This window comes from Spongiactinospora gelatinilytica (genome assembly GCF_003236385.1).
Lineage (GTDB): Bacteria > Actinomycetota > Actinomycetes > Streptosporangiales > Streptosporangiaceae > Spongiactinospora > Spongiactinospora gelatinilytica.
Window position 1 is genome coordinate 1 of sequence record NZ_POUA01000539.1, and the last position, 3,781, is coordinate 3,781.

Annotated in this window: 4 protein-coding genes; 2 read left to right on the top strand and 2 right to left on the bottom strand. The window is 71.4% G+C overall.

What is annotated here, in order from left to right; genetic code table 11:
* Positions 1-4 precede the first annotated feature (4 nt).
* Both C1I98_RS36490 and C1I98_RS36495 read left to right on the top strand, forming a co-directional pair.
* Complete coding sequence (locus tag C1I98_RS36490) at positions 5-1,360, top strand: MFS transporter (RefSeq protein ID WP_111171844.1); 1,356 nt, start codon at positions 5-7, stop codon at positions 1,358-1,360.
* A gap of 163 nt (positions 1,361-1,523) precedes the next feature.
* Positions 1,524-1,868 carry an RNA polymerase-binding protein RbpA gene (locus C1I98_RS36495; RefSeq protein WP_111171841.1) on the top strand — a complete coding sequence of 115 codons (345 nt, stop codon included), beginning with the start codon at positions 1,524-1,526 and terminating at the stop codon, positions 1,866-1,868.
* 109 nt (positions 1,869-1,977) lie between these two features.
* On the opposite strand, the gene C1I98_RS36500 is transcribed toward C1I98_RS36495, so the two are convergent.
* Both C1I98_RS36500 and C1I98_RS36505 read right to left on the bottom strand, forming a co-directional pair.
* Positions 1,978-2,796, bottom strand: coding sequence for a MerR family transcriptional regulator (locus tag C1I98_RS36500; protein ID WP_111171842.1), 819 nt, complete (start codon positions 2,794-2,796; stop codon positions 1,978-1,980).
* A 73-nt stretch (positions 2,797-2,869) separates the two neighbouring features.
* Positions 2,870-3,601: a TetR/AcrR family transcriptional regulator gene (locus C1I98_RS36505; protein ID WP_111171843.1), complete on the bottom strand. Its 732-nt coding sequence runs from the start codon at positions 3,599-3,601 to the stop codon at positions 2,870-2,872.
* Positions 3,602-3,781 lie beyond the last annotated feature (180 nt).

A 3,781-nucleotide genomic window follows, 5' to 3' on the forward strand; every position in this document is an offset into this window, starting at 1 on the left:
ATCCATGACGGCCCCCGCCGCCCAGCAGGAGACCCCCGCGGCCCGCAAACGCGAGCAGCGCGGCTGGTATTGGTACGACTGGGCGAACTCGGCGTTCCCGACCACCGTGCTGACCGTGTTCCTCGGCCCGTACCTGACCGAGCTGGCGAGCACCGCCGCCGCCGGCCGCCCCTATGTCGATGTCCTCGGCTTCGACGTGCGCCCCAGCGCCTACTACAGCTTCGTCGTCGGCGTGGCCGCCGTCATCCAGATCATCGTGATGCCCGTCGCCGGGGCGCTGGCCGACCACACCGGCCGCAAACGGGAGCTGATGGCGCTCTTCGCCTACCTGGGCGCCGGCGCCACCGGCTGCTTCTGGTTCGTCGGCGGCGGCGGCTACCTGCTCGGCGGGGCGCTGTTCGTGCTCGGCAACGTCGGGTTCGCCGCCGCGTTCGTCATCTACAACTCCTTCCTGCCGGAGATCGCCGGCCCCGCCGAACGCGACCGGGTCTCGGCGATGGGCTGGGGGTTCGGCTACCTGGGCGGCGGGCTGCTGCTCGCCGTGCACCTGGGGCTGTTCCTCAAGGCCGAGTCCCTGGGGCTTTCCGGCGGCACCGCCGCCCGCATCGCGCTGGCCTCGGCCGGGGTGTGGTGGGGCGGGTTCACGATCATCCCGCTGCTGCGGCTGCGCAACCGCCGGGCGCTGACCCCCGGCAGCGAGACCTCCACCCAGGCCGTCGGGCGCAGCTTCCGCCAGCTCGGCCGCACCATCCGCGAACTGCGCCGCTATCCGCTGACCCTGGCGTTCCTGGTCGCCTACCTGATCTACAACGACGGCGTGCAGACGGTCATCTCGTTTTCGGCCACCTACGCCGACCAGGAACTGAAACTGCCCGAGGAGGTCAGGATCGGCGCCATCTTGATGGTGCAGTTCGTGGCGTTCGGCGGGGCGCTGCTGCTGGGCCGGCTGGCCAAGGTCTACGGGGCCAAGAAGGTGGTGATGGTGGCGCTGGTCGGCTGGGCCGCCGTGGTGACCGTGGCCTACTTCCTGCCGCAGGGCTCGGCGCTGCCGTTCTTCGGGCTCGGATTCGCCATCGCGATCGTGATGGGCGGCACGCAGGCCCTGTCACGGTCGCTGTACTCCCACGTCATCCCGGCCGGCAAGGAGGCGGAGTACTACAGCCTGTACGAGATCAGCGACAAGGGCTCGACGTTCCTGGGGTCCTTCACCTTGGGGCTGGCCCTGCAGTACACCGGCAGCTACCGGCTGGGGATCTTGTTCTTGATGGTCTTCTTCGTGCTCGGATTGGTGCTGCTGGCCCTGGTCGATCTGCCCAAGGCGATCCGCGCGGCGGGAAACGAGGTGCCCCGGCGGATCTAGCCTGTGGGCCCGCTGGAGGGGGGCGTTGCCCAAGACGGGGAGCTTCGGCGACAAAAAGCGCGATTGGATCACCCCGCGGATGGGAATCCATCCACGGTATCAAGCGTTGTACGCCAGTGGGAGACAGACCCCTCAAGATGGGGCCCTCAGGAGGCATTGAAACATGGGCGAGCGTGCGCTTCGCGGTACCCGACTCGGCGCGACGAGCTACGAGAACGACCGCAACACCGACCTGGCTCCGCGCCAGGAGGTGTCCTACACCTGCCCGAAGGGCCATCACTTCGACGTACCGCTCGCCGCCGAGGCCGAGATTCCCGCGACGTGGGAGTGCCGAAGCTGCGGCGCGGTCGCGGTCCGTGTTGACGGCGAGCTGCCCCAGACCAAGAAGCTGAAGCCGCCGCGGACCCACTGGGACATGCTGCTGGAGCGGCGCACCATCGAAGACCTCGAAGAGGTGCTGAACGAGCGGCTGGCCATCTTGCGCGCACAGCGCCGCAAGAGCGCCTGACGTCCCCGACCCGAAGGCCCCCGCACCAGAGCGGCGACGCCCCCGGCACCGCCTTCCGCCACCTGCGGCGGAACGCGGCGCCGGGGGCGTCGCCGTTTCGCGTGCGGCGCTAGCCCTGGGTGATCGGCATCTGGAGTTCGGTCTGCCAGCGCTCCTCAGGCTCCGGGTGTGAGATCAGGTACACCTCGCGGGCCGTGCCGTCGGTGCGGTGGCCGTTGTCCTCGATCCAGGTGGCCAGGGCCTGGTAGCCCTCGCCGATGGCGGCCATCGGGCCGTGATGGACGTAGCAGGCCGCGGCGGTGATCCCGTCGAGGGTCGTGACCTCCAGCGGGCCGGCGGTGGCGTCGGCGGCGATCGGGCAGGCCCCGGTGACGGTCAGCCGATCCCCGTCCGCGGGCGCGTACGTGGCCATGGCCGGCCCGGCCGGGGTGACCTGGGCCTGTCCCAGTGCCCCGAACAACTCACCGAACAGGCCGCCGATGACCGGGGCGACGTCCTCGTGATTGCCGCTCTCGGCGACCCCGGCCAGGCAGGCGATCCGGACCGGCGGAACCGTCTTGACGGTGACGCTCTTCGTGCTCATGGCACCTTCCTTTTCGATCATCCGGAGTCTCGCCTCGATCCGGGCCAGGCGCGCGGTGTCGGCCGCGATCTGCTGGGCGACCTGGGCCTGCCGCAGCCGTAGCATGCCGCGCAGCTCGGCGGTGCCGACATCGGCGTCGACGATCTTGGCCACCTCGGCGAGGGTGAAACCGAGATCCTTCAACGCGACCAGGCGGTTGAGCCGCTTCAGCTGCCCGGCCTCGTAGTACCGGTAGCCGCTGGCCGGATCGACCCGCGCCGGACGCAGCAGCCCGATCGCGTCGTAGTGCCGCAGCATCCGGATCGAGACCCGGCCCATCGTGGCGAAATCTCCGATGGTGAACATGACGCCATCACGCTCCTGTCTCACACGGTGTGAGAGTCAACTCCTGCGGGCGCCGCGCTCCCCGGCATCTGTCTCATCGGGCGTCCGGCGGGGCGGGCAGGGCGGCGGCGATCCCGTCGAGGAGGTAGCCCAGGCCGCGCTCGAAGGAGGCGTCCCAGTCGGTGGCGGCCGGATGGCCCTGCCCGGCCAGCACCGGGTAGCGCTCGGCCCGCTCGCGCAGGTGCCCGGCGATGGCCGCATCGGCGGCCCCGGCCCTCTCGGTGCTCTGACCGGTGCTCTGACCGGCGCTCTGACCGGCGCTCTGCCAGGCCGCCTCCATCATCGCCGAGCCGATCACGAAGTGGGACAGGCCGTAGGCGGCGGCGGTCAGCGCCGGGCCGGTGAGCCCCGCGCCGGCCAGCGTGGCGTGCAGGTACTCGGTGCGTTCCAGCACGTTGGGGCCCATCAGCGGACGGCCGAGCAGCGCGGAGGTCCACGGGTGGCGCAGCATCGCGGCCCGCCACTCCCCCATCAGCGCCCGGGCCTGGGCCCGCCATCCTCCGGCGTCGGCGGACGGCAGCCGGGCCTCGCCGAACACCGCGTCCAGCGCGAGGTCCAGCACGTCGTCTTTTGTGGTGACGTGCCAGTACAGGGTCGTGGAGCCGGTGCCCAGCCGCTCGGCCAGGCGGCGCATCGTCAGACCGGCGACCCCCTTTGCGTCCAGGAGGGCCACCGCCTCGGCGACGATCCGCTCACGGGTCATCGGCGCCTCACGCACCGGCCGCTCCGGGCGAAGCCACACCCCACCCGCCTCACGCTTGACCATGCCCGCCAGCTTAGTTCGCGCCAGCGGTGCCGAAACGCCGCTCCGGTCCCCCGCGCGGCTCTGGTCCCGCCGGTGCGGCCGCCTCGCGGGGGCAGGAACCGGCCCTCGCGGCTTCAGTAGCGCCGGTGCGGCCGGTTCGGGGTGGTCAGGCGCCGGGGTCGCGGCGGCGTGGTACGGGGG

What these genes read in the sequence shown, in the direction of transcription:
- C1I98_RS36505 (WP_111171843.1), bottom strand. Translation starts at nt 3,601, where the DNA reads ATGGTCAAGCGTGAGGCGGGTGGGGTGTGGCTTCGCCCGGAGCGGCCG.
- C1I98_RS36490 (WP_111171844.1), top strand. Translation starts at nt 5, where the DNA reads ATGACGGCCCCCGCCGCCCAGCAGGAGACCCCCGCGGCCCGCAAACGC.
- C1I98_RS36500 (WP_111171842.1), bottom strand. Translation starts at nt 2,796, where the DNA reads ATGTTCACCATCGGAGATTTCGCCACGATGGGCCGGGTCTCGATCCGG.
- C1I98_RS36495 (WP_111171841.1), top strand. Translation starts at nt 1,524, where the DNA reads ATGGGCGAGCGTGCGCTTCGCGGTACCCGACTCGGCGCGACGAGCTAC.